Genomic DNA, 17,308 nt, shown 5'->3' with positions numbered 1-17,308 from the left:
CTCAAGCGCTGGCGACGTACGCGGGTTTCGTGGCGTCCTTCTCCAGCAGGATCATCAGGACGCCGTCCCGGCCGGTCTCGTTGCCCACGGGGGCGTATCCCGCACGCCGGTAGAGCCGCAGATTGCTCTCGCTGCGGTGGCCGGTGTGCAGTCGGAACAGGGTGGCCGACCGCTCGTCGCTGAGTCCCGCCTCCGCCGCCCGCAGCAGCCGGGCACCGAGGCCGTGCCCCTGCAGCCGGGGGTGGACGCAGAGCCTGCCGATCTCCCCCGCCCCGTCCTCGCCGACGGCCCCCCGGACCGAGCCCACGACCTCGTCGCCCAGCCGCGCCACGAACACCAGGTTCGTGGCGATCTCGGCGTGCAACGAGTCGAGGGTCTGGACGAGCGGGTCGATCCGGTAGTTCCCGTACAGCTCCGCCTCGCTCTGGAAGCAGAGGTACTGGAGTTTCAAGATCTGTTCGGCGTCCTGCGCCGTCGCCGCCGAGATGATCACGCTCATGCCCATTCGCGCATGCCTCCGCCCACCTGATCCACCGGTTGTCTAACGCTCCTTTCCCCGCAGTTCAGGAGCAGCAACCTCCGCCGCGAGCATTCTGCGCAGACATCCAAGGCAACGGGAACGGATCGGACCCAAGCTCCCCTGTGACATACCCAACTTCCCTGCGATTTCCCGGTAGGTGGGGTCGCTGGGCGCGAGCATCGCCGCCATCAGCCGCGCGCATCTGCCGGGCAGCCGGTCCACCGCCGCGCGCAGCGCCCGGCGTTCGTCGGCGCCGAGGGCGAGCCGTTCGGGGCAGCCGGCCGGGTCCGCGGCGGTCTCGTCACGGTAGGGGCGTTCGTGCCGGGCGGTGCGGCGGGCCCTGCGGGCCTCCGCCCGTACCGCGTCCCGTACCCAGCGGGCCGGGTCCGCCGGTGGCCCCTCCCCCGCGAGCAGCTCCAGCAGTCGCAGCCAGACGGCCTGTTCGAGGTCGGCCGGTTCGACCGCCGCACCCGTCACCGAGGCGGCCACCTCCGCGCTGGCCTCGGCGCTCACCAGCGGGTACAGAGCACGGACGACGGTCGCGGGGGCGGGTCCTGCCGGAACAAGATCGAGAAGCGTCATGCCCCGGCCGACGCGCCCGCGGCGGCGGCCGGTTGCCGTACCCGGCGGGCACCACCCGACCGGGGCACGCCCCGGCCGGGTGCTGACGCGGTGGTCACCTCGCGTTGTGGTCCGCGGCGGCGAGCAGGGCGGTGTCCGGGTTGTCGGAGAAGATTCCGTCGATGCCCGTCGCGAAGTACGTCCGGAACGCGCCGAACGCGTCGCCGTAGGCCGTGGGGTCCGTGCCGCGCCGGAAGTCGGCGGGCAGGAAGCTGTTCTCGTTGCGCATGGTATAGGGGTGCAGGACCAGGCCCTGCGCGTGCGCGTCCTTCACCAGGGTGGTCGGTGCGGTGAGCCGCCCGGAGGCGTCCTTGGGGATGACCAGATCCAGGGTGGGGCCGATGCCCTGGGCGAAGGAGGCCATCCACTTCAGCCCCTCGGGCTTCACCAGGTCCGCGACGGTGCGCGGGTCGCCGGACGTCGCGAAATCCCAGGGGCGCTCGCCCGCGCCGGAGAGCAGTACGACGCGCGGGGTCGCGACGAGCCGGGCCAGCCGTTGGATGCTGCCGGGCTCGAAGGACTGGAGGATGAGCGGCGACTGCTGACGGTGCCGGTCGTAGCGGCGCAGCAGCTTGGCGAGCGGCTCCTCAAGACCGAGGCCGAGGCCCCGGAAGTAAGTGGGGTGCTTGGTCTCGACGTACAGCCAGACGGGCCGCCCACGCCTGCGGCCCTCCCGGTCGGCCCAGCGGAGCACCTCCTCGAAGGTGGGGATCTCCCAGCGGCCGTCGTAGAGCGTGTTCTTCTGACGGGTGCCGGGGATGCGCTCCTTGGCCCGCAGCGTCTTGAGTTCGGCGAGGGTGAAGTCCTCGGTGAACCAGCCGGTGAGGGAGACTCCGTCGACCTTCTTGGTGGCCTTGCGGCTCGCGAACTCGGGGTGGTCGGCGACATCGGTGGTGGCGGTGATGTCGTTCTCGTGGCGGCATACGAGATGGCCGTCGCGGGTCGGCACCAGGTCCTGCTCGACTATGTGCGCGCCCATGTCGAGGGCCAGCTGGTAGGAACCGAGGGTGTGTTCGGGCCGGTAGCCGCTGGTGCCGCGGTGTCCGATGACGGTGGGCACCGGCAGGTCGAGGCGGAAGCCGTGGCCGCCGCGGCGTTCGGAGACATTCCCCGCGGCGTCGGCCGGGCCGCCGGCCAGCCCGAGGGCGGCGGTGCCCAGTACGGCGGCTCCCGCTCCCAGCATGGTTCTGCGGCCGGGACCGGCCTGCGCGCGCTCAGTCATGAATGCTCCTCGCGTGTGATGTCCGGTACCTGTCGGACGGGGCCCGAGCGTAAGCAGCAGTACCGTCGTGGAGGCAGCCCCTGGACGAACATGGCGGAAACTCATGTCAACACCGCGTATCCGTTCCGTGAACCCGATGTGCGATCTGTGAGCGGCCGCGAGTATCGTCCTCACCTGCATGGACCGTCACGATCCCGCACCTCGGCCGGCCCCGGCCACTACACCGGAGGAACCGTTGTCCCGACACGCACTCATCAAGGCAGTGCTCGGACCGATCTTGCGCCTGATGTTCCGCCCCCAGGTGGAAGGCGTGGAGAACATTCCCGGGGACGGTCCGGTGATCCTCGCGGGCAACCATCTGACGTTCATCGATTCGATGATCATGCCGATCTGCTGCGACCGGCCGGTGTTCTACATCGGCAAGGACGAGTACGTGACGGGCAAGGGGCTCAAGGGCCGGGCGATGGCCTGGTTCTTCACCGGCTGCGGCATGATCCCGGTGGACCGGGACGGCGGGCGCGGCGGTGTCGCGGCGCTGATGACGGGCCGTCGGGTGCTGGAGGAGGGCAAGGCGTTCGCCATCTACCCCGAGGGCACCCGCTCTCCCGACGGCCGCCTGTACCGGGGCCGTACGGGCATCGCCCGGCTGACGCTGATGACGGGCGCGCCGGTGGTGCCGTTCGCGATGATCGGCACGGACAAGCTCCAGCCCGGCGGGGCCGGCCTGCCGCGTCCCGGCAAGGTGACGGTCCGTTTCGGTGAGCCGATGGAGTTCTCCCGGTACGAGGGCATGGACCGCGACCGCTATGTGCTGCGGGCGGTGACCGACTCCGTGATGGCCGAGGTGATGCGGCTGTCCGGTCAGGAGTACGTCGACATGTACGCCACGAAGGCCAAGGCCGCGTGAGCTGAGGCGCGAAGCGCCGACGGCAGGACTGCTGTCGGCAGGACGCACGGAAGGGCCGGTACCCCGGTTTCCCGGTGGTACGGGCCCTTCCGCGTGTCCGGGCCGGGACGGCTACTGGTGCACGATGCCGTCCTCCAGCTTCTGACCGCGCAGCAGGAACCAGGCGGCCACGGCCGTCGCCAGCAGGACCGCCGCGCCGACGCCCGCGGCGAGACCCAGTCCCTGGACGAACGACTCCTGCGCCGCAAAGACCAGTGCCTGCCCCTGCTGGGCCGGCAGTCCGTGGGCCGCCTCGACGGCGCCGCCGAGCGATTCGTGGGCTGCCGCCGCGGGGCCCGACGGGACGCCCTGGGGTGTGTCGAACTCCTGGTAGACGCCAGTGACGATGGAGCCGAGCAGGGCGATGCCGAGGGCCGCGCCGAGTTCGTACGCCGTCTCGGAGACCGCGCCGGCGGAACCCGCCTGCTCCTTGGGGACGCTGGAGAGGATCACGTCGGAGGTGACGGTGAAGGCGAAGCCCGCGCCCACCCCGACGACGAGCAGCACCGCCCCGATCAGCGGGTAGGAGGTCTCCTTGTGGATCAGGGTGACCGCGGCGAGGGCCAGGCCGATCCCCGCGAGGCCGCCGCTCACCACCGAACGTACCGAGAAGCGGCGGGCCGCCCGGCCCGCGATCAGGCCGGCGACGACCGCGCCGACGGCCGCGGGCAGTTCGGCGAGACCGGCCTCCAGCGGCCCGCGCCCCTGCACCAGTTGGAGGAACTGGGAGAGGAAGAAGACCAGTCCGGACAGGCCGAGAATGGTCAGCAGGTCGGCCAGGACGGCGGCGGAGAAGCCCCGGTGGTGGAAGAGCCGCATGTCCAGCAGGGGCGCCGGGAGGGTGAGCTGCCTGCGTACGAACCAGCAGAGTGCCGCCACACCGCCGATGCCCGCGGCGATGTTCCCCGTGCTCGGGCCGTGTGCCGCCAGCTCCTTGATGGCGTACACGACGCCGATCATGCCGACGAAGGAGAGCGCGACGCTCGCCAGGTCCCAGGGGCCCGGGGCCGGATTCCTGGACTCGGGGATCATCTTCGCGCCGACGACCACGAGGACCGCCATGACCGGCAGGTTGATCAGGAAGACCGAGCCCCACCAGAAGTGCTCCAGCAGCAGTCCGCCGACCACCGGGCCGACGGCCGCCCCGGCGGAGGCCATCGCTCCCCAGATCCCGATGGCGAGGCTGCGCTCGCGCGGGTCGTGGAAGAGGTTCCGGATCAGGGCGAGGGTGGACGGCATCAGGGTGGCACCCGCGACACCGAGCAGCGCCCGCGCCAGGATCATCATCTCGGGGGTGTGCGCGTAGGCGTTGAGCACGGATACCGCGCCGAACGCCGTCGCACCGCACAGCAACAGCTTCTTGCGGCCGATGCGGTCGCCGAGGCTGCCCATCGAGACCAGGAGGCCGGCGATGACGAAGGAGTAGACGTCGCCGATCCACAGCAGCTGGGTGCCGGTCGGTTCGAGGTCCTCGGTGAGGAACGGGGTCGCGAGGCCCAGGACGGTGGCATCGATCGCCACGAGCAGCACCGCGAGGACGAGCACGGACAGCGCGATCCACCGCCCGGGACGGTGCAGCTCGTCCGGGGACGCCACGCGCTGTTCGATACGGCTCATTGCTCCACGCTCCGGCGTGCTCCGCCGAGCAGCAACTCGACGATCATGTACTGGAAGTCCTGGCTCGCGACCCGGCCGTCCTGGACCGCCCAGGCGCCGCTGGAGATGAGTCCGTAGAGGGCCTCGGTCAACCAGGCCGGGGTGAGGTCGATGCGGATCTCACCTCGCTCCTGGCCGCGTCTGAACAGGGCTGAGACCCGGGCGTCGAGCCGGTTCCAGCCCTCGTTCACCTCTTGGCCCTCGAAGAGCTGGTTCTCGGTGACCAGGAAGGAGAGCAGTCCCGCGCTCGGCTCGACGGCCGCGACCAGACGGCGCAGCGCCTCCGGCGTGCTGCCCTCGTCGAGGGCAGCGGCGTCCAGCGCCGCTTCGAACTCCTGGATGCCCAGATTCTCCAACGCCTTGACCAGGGCGTCCCGTCCGGCGAAGTGCCGGTGCAGGGTTGCGCGGCCGATGCCTGCGGCCTTGGCGACCTCGTCCATGGTGGCGGTCGATTTACGGGTCAGCAGAGCGGCGGCGCTGCGCAGCACCTGTTCACGGTCGAGACTCATGAGACAATTGTAGACCACATGAGACAAGATTGTCTCAACGGGGAGGGGTGGCCTCCGGGAGGACCGTCAGATCGAGGCCGGGGAGGCGGGCCGGATCGGTGATCACGGACATCTCCACGATCCTTCCCCGGGCGACCGTGAAGATCATGACCGAGAACCGGTGACCTTCGCGCGCCGCGATGACGGCCGGTTCCCCGTCGACCAGGGCCCGCTGCGAGGACCGCGCGAACGGCGCGAACATCATCGCCTGACGGGCAACGGCCGCGGCACCCCGTACCAGGCCTGCCGCACCGGCAGTGCCGGCGCCGATGTCGGACCGCACCACCACGTCCGGATCGAGCACGGCCAGGAGGGCCTCGAAATCACCGTCACGGGCGGCCGCCAGGAAGGCGTTGACGACCTCGCGCTTGCGGGTGAGATCCGGGTCCGGCACCGGCTCCGCGCCCTGCACCCGGCGCCGCGCCCGGCTGGCGAGCTGCCTGGCAGCGGCCGGGGTGCGGTCCACGACACCGGCGATCTCGTCGAACGGCACGGCGAACATGTCATGCAGCACGAAGGCCAGCCGCTCGGCGGGGTCGAGCGTTTCGAGCACCACGAGCATCGCGAGACCGACCGAGTCGGCCATCAGCGCCTGCTGCTCGGGGTCGGTCCCCGGCCGGTCACCGAGGTCCGGGCCGGGGGTCGGCTCCTCGGGCGCCCCGGTGCCGAGGGGTTCCTCACGGCGGGAGCGGCGGGAGCGGAGCAGGTCCAGGCACACCCGTCCGACGACCGTCGTCAGCCAGCCGCCCAGATTGTCGATCGCCCGGTCGTCCGAACGGCTGAGCCGGATCCACGCCTCCTGGACGGCGTCCTCGGCCTCGCTCGTCGAACCGAGCATCCGGTAGGCCACGGCCTTCAGCCGGCCCCGGTTCTCCTCGAACCGCTCCGCCAGGAATTCATTTCCGTCCACAGCCACATTCCTCCGTCGTGTTCCGTCACAGGTCTGACGGACGGAACCCCGTCGATGTGACGGACGGCCCGCGCCGATTCCCTGGGCCTGTCCTGCGGGCCAGGGCCGGACCCCGTCCTTGGTCCGCAGGACCGGCTCCGGTCAGCTCCAGCCCAGCCCGGCGCGGTGGCGCCAGTACGCCTCGGGCTCCTCCACCAGCGCGTCCAGCCGGGCGCGCTGCTCCTCGTCGAGATCGACGACCGCCGCGTGCAGGTTCCCGGCGAGCTGGCCGACGGTCACCGCACCGGAGAGCACCACCCCGGCCCAGGGCTGGTGCAGCACCAGGGCCAGGGCGACCGCGTCGCTGCCGAGACCGGCGTCGGCGGCTATCTCCCGGACCACGGCGGGGGCCTCCGTCCCGGCGAGCCGCCCGTTGGCCATGCCCTCCTTGACGATCACGGTGAGTCCGGCCGCATGGGCCTCGGCGAGCGCCGTCCCGGCCGAGGTCTCCAGGGCGTTGTAGGTGGCCTGGACCGTACGGAAGAGCGGCTCGCCGTCCACGGTGACGGTGAGGGCGGCCCGGATCGCGTCCGCCTGGGCGGGGCCGCTGGTGGAGAGGCCGACGCTGACGCCCTCGGCGGCGAGCGCGGCCAGCCGGGCGTGCAGTTCCTTGTCGGTGAGGGCCGGGCTGTCCGCGGTGACCGAGTGGATCTGGTAGAGGTCGAGGCGGTCGCCGAGCAGCGCGTCGGTCTCGGCCCGCTGGCGCAGGAAGGTGGCGAGGCTGTGGTCCTTGACCTCGTGCGCCTCGGCGTCGACGCTCCAGTCGGCCGTGTAGGTGTAGCCCCACTTGCTGCCGACGACGACATCGTCCACCTCGGGGTGGGCCGTCAGCCACTGGGCCAGGAACTCTTCCGAGCGGCCGTAGGAGCGGGCCGCGTCGAAGTATCGGACGCCCTGGGCGTAGGCGGCGTCGAGCAGCTCGTGGGTGCGTGTGCGCATCGCCTCGACGCTGCGGTCGGCGGGCAGATCGCGGTCGCGGTGGAGATTGATGTAGCCGGGCCTGCCGACCGCCGCCAGGCCGAGCCCGATGTGGGCGGTCGGAGTCGTCGCTGTGGCCAGCCGGGCGAAAGGCATCGTGGGGCTCCTCCTCGGTCGGTGCGCTCCCCGTCAACGTAACCCAGCGCACGGAAACCGGAAGGCGGGGAGCGTACGTACGCTCCCCGCCTTCCGGTACCGTCGCTCCCGCCCTCCGGCGCTGCCCTCGGCGCGGTCAGTCCTTCGCGGTGGCCCAGGCCTGCTGGACCGCGAGGTCGGCCTTCACCTCGGCGAGCTGGACGGCCACGGCCGACGGGGCCGTACCGCCGCGACCGCTGCGGGAGGCGAGCGCGCCGGCCACGTCGAGGACCGTGCGGACCTCGGGGGTGAGGTGCTCGGAGATCTTGGCGAACTGCTCGTCGGTCAGCTGGTCGAGCTCGATGCCGTGCTGCTCGCACTCCTTGACGCACGCACCGGCGACCTCGTGGGCGACCCGGAACGGCACGCCCTGCTTGACCAGCCACTCGGCGATGTCGGTGGCGAGCGAGAAGCCGGCCGGGGCCAGCTCCTCCATGCGCTCGCGGTTCACCGTGAGCGTGGCCATCATGCCGGTGAAGGCGGGCAGCAGGACCTCCAGCTGGTCGCAGGAGTCGAAGACCGGCTCCTTGTCCTCCTGGAGGTCGCGGTTGTACGCGAGCGGGAGGGCCTTCAGCGTGGCCATCAGACCGGTCAGATTGCCGATCAGGCGGCCGGACTTGCCGCGCGCCAGCTCGGCGATGTCAGGGTTCTTCTTCTGCGGCATGATCGAGGAGCCGGTGGAGAAGGCGTCGTGCAGGGTGACGAAGGAGAACTCCTTCGTGTTCCAGATGATGACCTCCTCAGCGATCCGGGAGAGGTTCACACCGATCATCGCGGTGATGAAGGCGAACTCGGCGACGAAGTCGCGGGAGGCCGTTCCGTCGATGGAGTTGCCGACGGAGCCGCGCTCGAAGCCGAGGTCGGCGGCGACCGCCTCCGGGTCGAGGCCGAGGGACGACCCGGCCAGGGCGCCGGAGCCGTACGGCGAGACGGCGGTCCGCTCGTCCCACTGGCGCAGCCGCTCGGCGTCCCGGGACAGGGACTGCGCATGGGCCAGGACGTGGTGGGCGAAGAGCACCGGCTGGGCGTGCTGGAGGTGCGTACGGCCGGGCATCGCGACGTCCGGGTGTGCCTCGGCGAGGCCGACCAGCGCGTCCTGGAGTTCGGCGATCAGGCCGCCGATGATCCGGGCGTGGTCGCGCAGGTACATCCGGAAGAGCGTGGCGATCTGGTCGTTGCGGGACCGGCCGGCCCGCAGCTTGCCGCCGAGGTCGGGGCCGAGGCGTTCCAGCAGCCCGCGCTCCAGCGCGGTGTGGACGTCCTCGTCGGCGACGGTGCCGGTGAAGGAGCCGTCGGCGACATCGGCTTCGAGCTGGTCGAGACCTGCGATCATGCGGCCCAGCTCGTCCTCGGTGAGCAGGCCCGCCTTGTTCAGCACGCGCGCGTGGGCGCGGGAACCGGCGATGTCGTACGGCGCGAGCCGCCAGTCGAAGTGGACGGAGGCGGACAGCTTGGCCAGCGCCTCGGCCGGACCGTCGGCGAAGCGGGCGCCCCAGAGGCGTACGTCGCTCTTGCCGTTGCCGTTGCTCACTGCGTGCTCCTCGGAAGAACCGGGTGATGGGTGTGCGACCGCCTCCCCGCGCGGAGGGCCGAAGAGGCGGTGACGTAACTACGGGGGGTCGGGCGAGGTCACGCTTCGCCGTCGCGCCGCCCGAGTGATAGGTATAACTATGCAGACCACTGTATGGTTTGTCAAAGATATGCGCCGCCTCACCGGCCCGCGTGGGCGCCAGTGCGTCGTGCGAGTCCAAATCACCTCATCGGCAACGGAGTCGGCGACGAGAATGACAGCCATGGGAAAGACATATGAACGCATCGATGGACGGCTCAGGACCTTCATCGAGGAGCAGCACATCTTTTTCACGGCTACGGCGCCCCTGGACGGGGAGGGCACGGTCAACCTCTCCCCCAAGGGCGTCAGCGGTTCGTTCGCCGTGATCGACGAGCTGACACTGGCCTATCTGGACTTCGCGGGCAGCAATGCCGAGACCGTCGCCCACCTCCGCGAGAACGGCCGCATAACGCTGATGTGGTGCGCCTTCCAGGGGCCGCCGAACATCGTGCGGGTGCACGGCCGCGGTGAGCCGGTCTTCCGGGACGATCCCCGGTTCGGCACACTGCTCACCCACTTCCCGGACGTGGACGCCAGCCTCCACGGGCTGCGCGCCGTCATCGTGGTGCGGGCCGAACTGATCCGGGACACCTGCGGCTACGCGGTGCCGTTCATGTCGTACGACGAGGACCGGCCACTGCACGCCAAGCGCTTCGCCCGCGAGGACGACGCCTCGCTCAGCGCCTACTTCGAGAAGAAGGAGCACATCGCGTCGAGCATCGACGGGCTCCCGGGGCTGCCGCTCCCGCTGCCTGCCATGCCGCCGGCGCGGCGCGATTGAGCCGTACGGAGCAGATCCGCGGGTGGCGCCCGGCCGGAGGGTCTACCGTCCGGGCATGCGCAGATCCCTGGTGACCTTCTCGGTACTGCTCGCGCTGGCGGGCTCCGTCGCGGCCCGGCCGGCCGCCACGCCCCCGCTCCCGCACCGGATGGCCGACACCGGCGGCGGCACCCAGCTGATCACGGCCGAGGCCCCGGCCACGGGCTCCACCACGGGCACTGTCACCTGGTGGAACCTGCGCCGGGGCACCTGGGTGAAGGGCGGCTCCACTCCGGCCCGATTCGGCGCGAAGGGCCTGGCCGAGGGGGCGTCGCGCAAGCAGGGCACGAACACCACCCCCACCGGCCTGTACGACCTGCCGTACGCCTTCGGCATCAAGCCCGCACCGCCCGGCACCGTCCATCCCTACCGCCGGGTCGTCGAACGGTCGTGGTGGTGCCAGGACAACGCGGCGCGGGACTACAACCGCTGGGTGGAGCCACGGCCCGCGGACTGCCGGGCAGGCGAGGCGGAGCATCTGATCGCGTACCCGACGCAGTACGCCCGCGCGCTCGTCATCGGTTTCAACTACGAACGGCCGGTACGGGGTCGCGGCGCGGGGATCTTCCTCCACGTCAACGGGCGTGGCGCGACCGCCGGTTGCGTCTCCGTGCCGGCGGCCGCGATGGACCGGATCCTCGACTGGGTGAACCCGGCCCGCCGTCCGCACATCGCGATCGGGACCATCTCGGGCCCGACCGCGATCACCCGCTACTGACACGGCCCGGCAACACCGGTGCGCTCAGCGCTCGTTCTGCGCCAGTCGCAGCAGATGGTCGGCGAGCGCCTGGCCGCCCGACGGGTCGCGGCTGATCAGCATCAGGGTGTCGTCACCCGCGATGGTGCCGAGGATGTCGTGCAGTTCGGCCTGGTCGATGGCCGAGGCGAGGAACTGTGCCGCGCCCGGCGGGGTGCGCAGCACCACGAGGTTGGCCGACGCCTCCGCGGAGATGAGCAGTTCGGCGGAGAGCCGCCGCATCCGCTCCTCCTTCGCGGACCCGCCCAACGGCGCCTGCGGGGTGCGGAATCCGCCCTCGCTCGGCACCGCGTAGATCAGCTCGCCGCCGGTGTTTCGGATCTTCACCGCGCCGAGCTCGTCCAGATCGCGGGAGAGCGTCGCCTGGGTGACGCTCAGCCCGTCGTCGGCGAGGAGCTTGGCCAGCTGGCTCTGCGAGCGCACCGGCTGCCGGTTCAGGATGTCCACGATCCGGCGGTGGCGTGCGGTGCGGGTCTGCGGCACGGACGGCCCGCCGTACTCGGATTCCTGCGCCTCGGTCATCGTCGTCGCCTCATTCTCCGGATCGTCCGTCCCCTTGTGCCGCGTCGAGAGCGCCGGGCAGCGCCTGGAGCAACGCGTCCACTTCCGCGTCGCCGATGATCAGCGGCGGCATGAGCCGCAGGACATCGGGGGCGGGTACGTTCACCAGGATTCCGGCACTCTGAGCCGCCTGCTGCACCTGGGGCGCGAGCGGCTCGGTGAGCACGATACCCAGCAGCAGTCCGGAGCCCCTTACGTGGGACACCAGCGGGTGGCCGAGGCCCTCCACTCCGTCCCGGATCTTCTCGCCGAGCCGCTTCACCCGGTCCAGGGCGCCGTCGGCGGCCAGGGTGTCCAGGACGGCGAGACCGGCGGCGCAGGCGATCGGGTTGCCGCCGAACGTCGTACCGTGCTGGCCCGGCTTCAGCAGCTCGGCGGCCGGGCCGAAGGCCACGGTCGCGCCGATCGGCAGCCCGCCGCCCAGACCCTTGGCGAGGGTGACGACATCGGGCTCGATGCCCTGGTGGGCCTGGTGCTCGAACCACTGGCCGCAGCGGCCGATGCCGGTCTGCACCTCGTCGAGCACCAGCAGGGTGCCGGTGGCGCGGGTGATCTCCCGGGCGGCCTCCAGATACCCGGCGGGCGGTACGACCACACCGTTCTCGCCCTGGATCGGCTCGATGATCACCAGCGCGGTGTCGGTGGTGACGGCGGCACGCAGGGCCTCCGCGTCGCCGTACGGGACGTGCGTGACGTCACCGGGCAGCGGGAGGAACGGGTCGCGCTTGGCGGGCTGGCCGGTCAGTGCGAGCGCGCCCATGGTCCGGCCGTGGAAGCCGCCGTCGGTGGCGACCATGTGGGTCCGCCCGGTCAGCCGGCCGATCTTGAAGGCCGCCTCGTTGGCCTCGGCGCCCGAGTTGGCGAAGTAGACACGGCCGCTCCGGCCGAAGAGCTGGAGCAGCCGTTCGGCGAGACGGACGGGCGGCTCGGCGATGAAGAGGTTGGAGACATGGCCGAGGGAGGCGATCTGGGTGGAGACGGCCCCGACGACGGCCGGGTGTGCGTGCCCCAGTGCGTTCACCGCGATACCGCCGACGAAGTCGAGGTACTCGGTGCCGTCGGCGTCCCACACCCGGGCACCTTCGCCGCGGACCAGGGACAGCTTCGGGGTCCCGTAGTTGTCCATCAGCGCGTGGCTCCAGCGCTGTGCGAGTTCCTGGTTGCTCATGACTCCCCCTGCGCGTCCGGCCGTGCGTCGGGCACGACCATCGTGCCGATTCCTTCGTCGGTGAAGATCTCCAGCAGAATCGAGTGCTGGACCCGGCCGTCGATGACCCGGGCGGTCTCGACGCCGTTGCGCACGGCGTGCAGGCAGCCCTGCATCTTCGGCACCATGCCGCTGGAGAGTTCCGGCAGCAGCTTCTCCAGCTCGGCCGCGGTGAGCCGGCTGATCACGTCGTCGCTGTTGGGCCAGTCCTCGTAGAGGCCCTCGACGTCGGTGAGGACCATCAGCGTCTCGGCGTTCAGCGCGGCGGCGAGCGCCGCGGCGGCGGTGTCGGCGTTGACGTTGTAGACGTGGTTGTCGTCGGCGGAGCGGGCGATGGAGGAGATGACCGGGATCCGGCCGTCGTCCAGCAGCGCCTGGATCGCCCCGGTGTCGATGGCGGTGATCTCGCCGACGCGGCCGATGTCCACGCTCTCGCCGTCGATGGTGGGCCGGTGCTGGACGGCGGTGATGGTGTGGGCGTCCTCGCCGGTCATGCCGACGGCGAGCGGGCCGTGCTGGTTGAGCAGGCCGACGAGTTCGCGCTGCACCTGGCCGGCCAGCACCATCCGTACGACGTCCATCGCCTCGGGCGTGGTGACACGCAGCCCCGCCTTGAACTCGCTGACCAGGCCCTGCCTGTCGAGCTGGGCGCTGATCTGCGGGCCGCCGCCGTGCACGACGACGGGCTTGAGGCCGGCCTGGCGCAGGAAGACCACGTCCTGGGCGAAGGCCGCCTTCAGCTCGTCGTCGATCATGGCGTTGCCGCCGAACTTGATGACGACGGTCTTGCCGTTGTGCCGGGTCAGCCAGGGCAGTGCCTCGATGAGGATCTGCGCCTTCGGGAGTGCGGTGTGTTTCCGCGCCGCGCTCATGAGCTGTACGCGCTGTTCTCGTGGACGTAGTCCGCGGTGAGGTCGTTGGCCCAGATGACGGCGGACTCGGTGCCGGCGGCGAGGTCGGCGGTGATCTTGACCTCCCGGTAGCGCATGTCGACCAGGTCGCGGTCCTCGCCGACGCCGCCGTTCTTGCAGACCCAGACGCCGTTGATGGCGACGTTCAGCTGGTCGGGCTCGAAGGCGGCCTTCGTCGTGCCGATCGCGGAGAGCACCCGGCCCCAGTTGGGGTCCTCCCCGTGGATGGCGCACTTGAGGAGGTTGTTACGGGCGATGGAGCGGCCCACCTCGACGGCGTCGTCCTCGGTCGCGGCGTTGATCACCTCGATCCGGATGTCCTTGGAGGCGCCCTCGGCGTCACCGATGAGCTGGCGGGCCAGGTCCGCGCAGACGGTCCGTACGGCCTCGGCGAACTCGCCCTGCCCCGGGGTGATTCCGCTCGCCCCGGAGGCCAGCAGCAACACGGTGTCGTTGGTCGACATGCAGCCGTCGGAGTCGACCCGGTCGAAGGTGGTGCGGGTGGCGGCGCGCAGCGCGGAGTCGAGCCCGGCGGCGTCCACGTCGGCGTCGGTGGTGAGGACGACCAGCATGGTGGCGAGGCCCGGGGCGAGCATGCCCGCACCCTTGGCCATGCCGCCGACGGTCCAGCCCTCGCCGCCCGCGACGGCGGTCTTGTGGACGGTGTCGGTGGTCTTGATCGCGATGGCGGCCTTCTCGCCGCCGTGCTCGCTGAGGGCGGCGGCGGCCTGCTCGATGCCGGGCAGCAGCTTGTCCATCGGGAGCAGCATGCCGATCAGTCCGGTCGAGGCGACCGCGATCTCACCGGCGTTGTGGCCGGTGAGCACCTCGGCGGCCTTCTCGGCGGTGGCGTGGGTGTCCTGGAAGCCCTTGGGGCCCGTACAGGCGTTGGCACCACCGGAGTTGAGGACGACGGCGGTGACCTCGCCACCCTTGAGCACCTGCTCCGACCAGAGGACGGGGGCGGCCTTGACACGGTTGGAGGTGAAGACGCCCGCGGCGGCGCGACGCGGACCGTGGTTGACCACGAGGGCCAGGTCGGGGTTACCGCTCTCCTTGATTCCCGCGGCGATGCCCGCCGCGGAGAACCCCTGTGCTGCCGTGACGCTCACGGTGCGACTCCGATCGTGGAAAGACCTGTGTCCTCGGGAAGTCCGAGGGCGATGTTCATGCTCTGCAGGGCACCGCCGGCGGTGCCCTTGGCGAGGTTGTCGATGGCGCTGATCACGATGATCCGGCCGGCCGCCTCGTCGAGGGCGACCTGGATCTGTACGGCGTTGGAACCGTAGACGGACGCCGTGGCGGGCCACTGCCCCTCGGGGAGCAGCTCGACGAAGGGCTCGTCGGCGAACGCCTTCTCGTACACGTCACGGACGGACCCGGCACTCACCCCGGGCCTGGCCTTCGCGCTGCAGGTGGCGAGGATGCCGCGGGGCATCGGCGCCAGGGTCGGCGTGAAGGAGACCGTGACCGGTTCACCGGCCGCCGCGCTGAGGTTCTGGATCATCTCGGGGGTGTGCCGGTGGGCGCCGCCGACGCCGTAGGGGGACATGTTGCCCATCACCTCGGAGCCGAGCAGATGCGGCTTGGCCGCCTTGCCCGCTCCGGAGGTGCCGGACGCGGCGACGATCACGGCCTCGGGCTCGGCCAGCTGGGCCGCGTACGCCGGGAAGAGCGCGAGCGATACGGCGGTCGGGTAGCAGCCGGGCACCGCGATCCGCTTGGAACCGGCGAGCGCGGCACGCCCGCCCGGCAGTTCGGGCAGGCCGTAGGGCCAGGTGCCGGCGTGCGGGGAACCGTAGAACTTCTCCCAGTCCACCGCGTCCTTGAGCCGGAAGTCGGCCCCCATGTCGACGACCAGCACCTCGTCGCCGAGCTGCCCGGCGACGGCGGCCGACTGCCCGTGCGGGAGGGCGAGGAAGACGACGTCGTGCCCGGCGAGGACCTCGGGGGTGGTCGGCTGGAGGACCCGGTCGGCGAGCGGGCGCAGATGCGGTTGGAGCGCGCCGAGCTTCTGCCCCGCGTTGGAGTTGGCGGTGAGCGCCCCGATCTCGACCTGGGGGTGAACCAGCAGGAGACGGAGCAGCTCCCCACCGGCGTATCCGCTCGCCCCTGCCACTGCGGCACGTACCACCATCGAAACCTCCTCGTCGATGGCATGACTATACGCAGTCCTGCACTTTTATGCAAAGCTTTCGCCCGGCCCCTCTACACCGGCCACGCTGTCAGTGTGCTCCGTCGCCTTAGAAGAGATGATCCGCTGCGGGGGCGCCGTCGGGGACCGCCAGATCGTGCCCGCCGCGGTGATCGCCGCCATCCCCGACGCCCCGGAGAGCTACGCCGGGCGCGTCCGCTTCCCCGCCGCCCCGCCCAGCGCCCCCGCCACGCTCTTGTCCCACGACTACTGGTGGATCCTGAACGACCCCTACGGATCCTTCATGGCCAGCGGCATCCACGGCCAGCGCTTCTTCGTCTCCCCCGGGCTGGAGACCGTCATCGTCCACTACGGATCCCAGGTGATGTCCCCGGCCGTCCCCGTGCCCCCGCTCGTTCCCGCGTTCCTGCAGATCGGCGCCCGTCTGCGACGCACCCGCTGAAGCCGCCACGGGTCCGGTGAGCCCCGGCGCCGCCCATCGCGCCGCACTGTGACCGTGCCCGCCCGTCGATGCCGGAGGCGTCGATGTCAGGATGGTTCCATGACGAGCAAGGTTTACTTCGACATCACCATCAACGACGAGCCCGCCGGGCGGATCACGTTCAAGCTGTTCGACGACATCGTTCCCAAGACGGCGGAGAACTTCCGCGCGCTGGCGACCGGTGAGAAGGGCTTCGGTTACAAGGGGTCCTCGTTCCACCGCATCATCCCCGACTTCATGCTCCAGGGCGGCGACTTCACCGCGGGCAACGGCACCGGCGGCAAGAGCATCTACGGCGCCAAGTTCCCGGACGAGAACTTCAAGCTGAAGCACACCAAGCCGGGCCAGCTGTCCATGGCCAACAGCGGCCCCGACTCCAACGGCTCGCAGTTCTTCATCACGACGATCGTGACGTCGTGGCTGGACGGCAAGCACGTGGTGTTCGGCGAGGTCGACGACGAGGCCGGCATGGACCTGGTCAAGAAGATCGAGGCCCTCGGCACGCAGAGCGGCCGCCCGCAGGCGAAGATCACCATCGCGGACAGCGGCGTCCTCTGACCCGCGTCCACAACCGCTGAATCGAGCGCGCCGCCCGGCAGTCCCGCCGGGCGGCGCGCTCCGTCGTACCGGCGCCCGGACGCCGGCCGGCCCCTCGGTACGGTGCCGGGATGGGGAACACATTCCACGGCGGCGGCCGCAGCCTGTCCATGTCCAACGGAGGCACGGACGCCTTCGTCGACGTGCTCGTGCTGGCTGTGTCCGATCTCGCCGAGAGCGTCTGGGAGTACCGCTTCGCCACCCTGCTGACCCTCCAGGACCAGGGCGCCGTGGGGCGCGGGATGGCCGGATTCGACCTGGAGGAGATCGACTGGGGCGGCTTTGCCGACGAGCGGGCCGCCGCGAAGGACTTCATCCTTCGAGTGATCGATCTGACGCTGCGCGGACACCGGTGGGACGAGCTGGGTTACGAGCCGCCCTTCGCCGAAGGATATCTGCGGCAGTACCGGGAGATGGTCGAGGCGTTCGACCCCGCCGACGCCGAACCGCAGGGCGGCAGGTTCCCCTTCCCCGGCCCGGAGGAGGCCGCCATGGCCTCATGCGTACGGCACCGCGTGCTGTGCGCGCCGGCGTACTGGGACGCATGCGCCTTCTGCAACCGGTCCGTGGCGCCCCGCCGATTCCGTGGCGCATCACCCTCACCGACCTCACTGTCAACCGACAGTTGACAC

19 protein-coding genes are annotated in these 17,308 nt (G+C 70.9%); 6 read left to right on the top strand and 13 right to left on the bottom strand.

What is annotated here, in order from left to right; translation table 11 throughout:
- Window position 1 precedes the first annotated feature (1 nt).
- The 3 genes from ACIRJP_RS12950 to ACIRJP_RS12940 all read right to left on the bottom strand — a co-directional run bounded on the left by ACIRJP_RS12950 (window position 2) and on the right by ACIRJP_RS12940 (window position 2,363).
- The gene (locus ACIRJP_RS12950) at window positions 2–505 is read right to left on the bottom strand and encodes a GNAT family N-acetyltransferase (protein ID WP_404172055.1); all 504 of its coding nucleotides are present in this window, start codon (window positions 503–505) and stop codon (window positions 2–4) included.
- A 36-nt stretch (window positions 506–541) separates the two neighbouring features.
- Window positions 542–1,102, bottom strand: a complete 561-nt coding sequence (locus tag ACIRJP_RS12945; RefSeq protein ID WP_404172052.1) for a sigma-70 family RNA polymerase sigma factor — start codon at window positions 1,100–1,102, stop codon at window positions 542–544.
- A gap of 94 nt (window positions 1,103–1,196) precedes the next feature.
- Window positions 1,197–2,363, bottom strand: a complete 1,167-nt coding sequence (locus tag ACIRJP_RS12940; protein WP_404172049.1) for a glycerophosphodiester phosphodiesterase — start codon at window positions 2,361–2,363, stop codon at window positions 1,197–1,199.
- Window positions 2,364–2,598: 235 nt separating this feature from the next.
- Between ACIRJP_RS12940 and ACIRJP_RS12935 the strand changes: the two genes are divergently transcribed.
- On the top strand, window positions 2,599–3,270 hold the full coding sequence (locus ACIRJP_RS12935) for a 1-acyl-sn-glycerol-3-phosphate acyltransferase (RefSeq protein WP_124718788.1): 672 nt from the start codon (window positions 2,599–2,601) through the stop codon (window positions 3,268–3,270).
- A 111-nt stretch (window positions 3,271–3,381) separates the two neighbouring features.
- Here ACIRJP_RS12935 and ACIRJP_RS12930 read toward each other — a convergent pair whose 3' ends face one another.
- From ACIRJP_RS12930 to argH, 5 genes are all read right to left on the bottom strand, one after another.
- Window positions 3,382–4,926 carry an MFS transporter gene (locus ACIRJP_RS12930; protein ID WP_404172046.1) on the bottom strand — a complete coding sequence of 515 codons (1,545 nt, stop codon included), beginning with the start codon at window positions 4,924–4,926 and terminating at the stop codon, window positions 3,382–3,384.
- The gene (locus ACIRJP_RS12925; RefSeq protein ID WP_404172043.1) at window positions 4,923–5,474 is read right to left on the bottom strand and encodes a TetR/AcrR family transcriptional regulator; all 552 of its coding nucleotides are present in this window, start codon (window positions 5,472–5,474) and stop codon (window positions 4,923–4,925) included. Before ACIRJP_RS12925 ends, ACIRJP_RS12930 begins: the two co-directional genes overlap by 4 nt.
- A gap of 34 nt (window positions 5,475–5,508) precedes the next feature.
- A complete protein-coding gene (locus tag ACIRJP_RS12920; RefSeq protein WP_404172040.1) occupies window positions 5,509–6,423 on the bottom strand; it encodes a sigma-70 family RNA polymerase sigma factor in 915 nt (304 codons plus the stop codon).
- Between the two features lie 141 nt (window positions 6,424–6,564).
- Window positions 6,565–7,536, bottom strand: coding sequence for an aldo/keto reductase (locus tag ACIRJP_RS12915; protein ID WP_404172037.1), 972 nt, complete (start codon window positions 7,534–7,536; stop codon window positions 6,565–6,567).
- Between the two features lie 136 nt (window positions 7,537–7,672).
- A complete protein-coding gene (gene argH / locus ACIRJP_RS12910) occupies window positions 7,673–9,106 on the bottom strand; it encodes an argininosuccinate lyase (protein ID WP_404172034.1) in 1,434 nt (477 codons plus the stop codon).
- 262 nt (window positions 9,107–9,368) lie between these two features.
- Here argH and ACIRJP_RS12905 point away from each other — a divergent pair, with 262 nt between their 5' ends.
- Together ACIRJP_RS12905 and ACIRJP_RS12900 are read left to right on the top strand one after the other, a co-directional pair.
- Window positions 9,369–9,968 (top strand): pyridoxamine 5'-phosphate oxidase family protein, encoded by a 600-nt coding sequence (locus ACIRJP_RS12905; RefSeq protein WP_404172031.1) that lies wholly within the window; start codon window positions 9,369–9,371, stop codon window positions 9,966–9,968.
- Window positions 9,969–10,023: 55 nt separating this feature from the next.
- The gene (locus tag ACIRJP_RS12900; RefSeq protein WP_404172028.1) at window positions 10,024–10,725 is read left to right on the top strand and encodes a L,D-transpeptidase; all 702 of its coding nucleotides are present in this window, start codon (window positions 10,024–10,026) and stop codon (window positions 10,723–10,725) included.
- A gap of 24 nt (window positions 10,726–10,749) precedes the next feature.
- Here the strand turns inward: ACIRJP_RS12900 and ACIRJP_RS12895 are convergent, their stop codons facing one another.
- From ACIRJP_RS12895 to argC, 5 genes are read right to left on the bottom strand one after another with little or no spacing between them, the layout of a single operon-like run.
- On the bottom strand, window positions 10,750–11,286 hold the full coding sequence (locus ACIRJP_RS12895; protein ID WP_266735980.1) for an arginine repressor: 537 nt from the start codon (window positions 11,284–11,286) through the stop codon (window positions 10,750–10,752).
- A gap of 10 nt (window positions 11,287–11,296) precedes the next feature.
- Window positions 11,297–12,493: an acetylornithine transaminase gene (locus ACIRJP_RS12890; RefSeq protein WP_404172025.1), complete on the bottom strand. Its 1,197-nt coding sequence runs from the start codon at window positions 12,491–12,493 to the stop codon at window positions 11,297–11,299.
- Window positions 12,490–13,404 carry an acetylglutamate kinase gene (gene argB / locus ACIRJP_RS12885; RefSeq protein WP_404172022.1) on the bottom strand — a complete coding sequence of 305 codons (915 nt, stop codon included), beginning with the start codon at window positions 13,402–13,404 and terminating at the stop codon, window positions 12,490–12,492. Before argB ends, ACIRJP_RS12890 begins: the two co-directional genes overlap by 4 nt.
- The gene (argJ, locus tag ACIRJP_RS12880; protein WP_404172019.1) at window positions 13,401–14,555 is read right to left on the bottom strand and encodes a bifunctional glutamate N-acetyltransferase/amino-acid acetyltransferase ArgJ; all 1,155 of its coding nucleotides are present in this window, start codon (window positions 14,553–14,555) and stop codon (window positions 13,401–13,403) included. The genes argB and argJ overlap by 4 nt, the downstream gene beginning before the upstream one ends.
- Window positions 14,552–15,580 (bottom strand): N-acetyl-gamma-glutamyl-phosphate reductase, encoded by a 1,029-nt coding sequence (argC, locus tag ACIRJP_RS12875; protein WP_404172016.1) that lies wholly within the window; start codon window positions 15,578–15,580, stop codon window positions 14,552–14,554. Before argC ends, argJ begins: the two co-directional genes overlap by 4 nt.
- A gap of 115 nt (window positions 15,581–15,695) precedes the next feature.
- Between argC and ACIRJP_RS12870 the strand changes: the two genes are divergently transcribed.
- The 3 genes from ACIRJP_RS12870 to ACIRJP_RS12860 all read left to right on the top strand — a co-directional run bounded on the left by ACIRJP_RS12870 (window position 15,696) and on the right by ACIRJP_RS12860 (window position 17,305).
- Complete coding sequence (locus ACIRJP_RS12870; protein ID WP_404172013.1) at window positions 15,696–16,040, top strand: hypothetical protein; 345 nt, start codon at window positions 15,696–15,698, stop codon at window positions 16,038–16,040.
- Window positions 16,041–16,139: 99 nt separating this feature from the next.
- Complete coding sequence (locus tag ACIRJP_RS12865) at window positions 16,140–16,637, top strand: peptidylprolyl isomerase (protein ID WP_404172010.1); 498 nt, start codon at window positions 16,140–16,142, stop codon at window positions 16,635–16,637.
- A gap of 110 nt (window positions 16,638–16,747) precedes the next feature.
- Entirely contained in the window at window positions 16,748–17,305 is a 558-nt protein-coding gene (locus tag ACIRJP_RS12860; protein ID WP_404172007.1) for a hypothetical protein, read from the top strand.
- The last annotated feature ends 3 nt before the right edge of the window (window positions 17,306–17,308 follow it).

The sequence above is a fragment of the Streptomyces sp. NPDC102437 genome (assembly GCF_044765565.1).
Lineage (GTDB): Bacteria > Actinomycetota > Actinomycetes > Streptomycetales > Streptomycetaceae > Streptomyces.
Note: the sequence above shows the minus strand (reverse complement) of the source record. Positions and strands in the feature narration are given on the sequence as shown.